The 1,537-nt window shown below is 40.6% G+C and carries 2 protein-coding genes and 1 pseudogene; 1 reads left to right on the forward strand and 2 read right to left on the reverse strand.

The window, feature by feature from the left end; all coding sequences use genetic code 11:
* Positions 1–168: 168 nt before the first annotated feature.
* Positions 169–288, reverse strand: a pseudogene (locus AB4496_RS22420) (manganese-dependent inorganic pyrophosphatase); the annotation flags it as partial.
* Between the two features lie 269 nt (positions 289–557).
* Between AB4496_RS22420 and AB4496_RS22425 the strand changes: the two are divergent.
* The gene (locus AB4496_RS22425) at positions 558–1,109 is read left to right on the forward strand and encodes a hypothetical protein (RefSeq protein ID WP_102257807.1); all 552 of its coding nucleotides are present in this window, start codon (positions 558–560) and stop codon (positions 1,107–1,109) included.
* Between the two features lie 108 nt (positions 1,110–1,217).
* Here the strand turns inward: AB4496_RS22425 and AB4496_RS22430 are convergent.
* A partial coding sequence (locus tag AB4496_RS22430) for a septal ring lytic transglycosylase RlpA family protein (protein WP_372132010.1) occupies positions 1,218–1,537 on the reverse strand: 320 nt, incomplete at its 5' end.

The following is a 1,537-nucleotide window of genomic DNA, read 5'->3' on the forward strand; positions in this document are numbered from 1 at the left end:
CATATAAACAACCAAACTCTACTTTTTACCATATTTATACAATGCGAGTATTAGTATTTTGCCAACGAAAACACTGGTGAATTTAGTCCTAAAGTCCAAGTTAATTAGCTTATCAACAAGAAGGGGGGGGGATCTATACCAATCCCTCTCCCAAAAATCTCTTTCTACTTACAAGCTCTCAATTGCCTTTTGCACTGCAGGGCCAATCTGGCGCTTACGAGAAGTGACGCCCTCCAAAGTCAGCATGTCACTTGTTGGTTCAGCATTGAAAGCCGATTTTTTAATCTCCTTAATTCACCTAAGTTCACTTATTTTTGCCCCTAATCATCCTCACCCTATATGTAGATTTTCGACGGGGAAATATAGACATAGCGAATCAACTCATGCCTCCTGCGCACTTGTCAAATACATTAAAACCGAACATATATGAACACTGAGTGATATTGCCAGGTAATACTTGGTGATGATATTGTAAATAAATAATAATAGCTATTTTTCAGACAGTTATTCGATTCGCAAATTCAACTATTTATATTGAATCACGCAGGAGTATTAAAGTGATACTAAATCATAATTTAGACTGGAGTATTGTTGGCTCTATACCAACTGGCCCTGGAACATTTGTAAGAGATGCCTTTCAATTACAATATGGCCAACCCACTAGAGAACTCCTTCCAGCTGGGACATCGATATATAAATTTAATGGTTATCCAACTTTAGGGCGAGGCGAAATTACAGACGAGACCACACTGTCACCATGGTGGTCACCAACCGACCCTTTCCAACATGATGCAGGACTAGAACAAAAGAAAAAAATTGCGCAGCGTAATGGCGTATCTCTTAGAGAATGGGGACGTTTGACCTCAGTTATCAAAGAGAACTGGAGTTCATTGGATTACTTATTGGAGATGAGACTAAAATCTCCGGTTTATGCTTGGTTTGGCGGTTTTAAAGGGATGGACCGTATTGATGCAGGCTCACAATCCAAAAGAAATACAGCTCTTGAAATGAGAGGTAATTCGCAAGGCCTACCTGGCGGAGCGACTCAATTCTATATTCCCAACTTAACCGTCGGCCATTTTATGTCTCACAAGTTTAGTAAGATGTGAGCCTGCTTAACGAATACAATTTCACTTTTGATTACTAACCAGTACCGGCCTAGCTCTTAGCACCGTTTATAGTAGTGGTTGACAATTCAAAGGAATACTTGAAGTTGGTTAGTGCTTATACCTAAAGGTATTACTGTCATCAACAATCTCAATTTTGACAGGCACAGTGCCTTGCTTAACGTTACCTATTTGTGCAAATGCCTTGTGAGAAAGGTCGATAACTCGGCCTTTTACGTAAGGGCCTCGATCGTTAATTTTCACATCGACCGACTTGCCATTGTCTGTATTGGTCACTCTCACGATCGTCCCAAAGGGCAAGGTTTTATGAGCCGCTGTGTAGGCATTCATGTTGTATGTCTCACCACTTGCTGTGAGTTTTCCATGGAATTTATCGCCATACCAAGAAGCTTTACCCACAAGAGCATGTG

This window comes from Vibrio sp. 10N.222.46.A1 (assembly GCF_041473595.1).
GTDB lineage: Bacteria > Pseudomonadota > Gammaproteobacteria > Enterobacterales > Vibrionaceae > Vibrio > Vibrio tasmaniensis_A.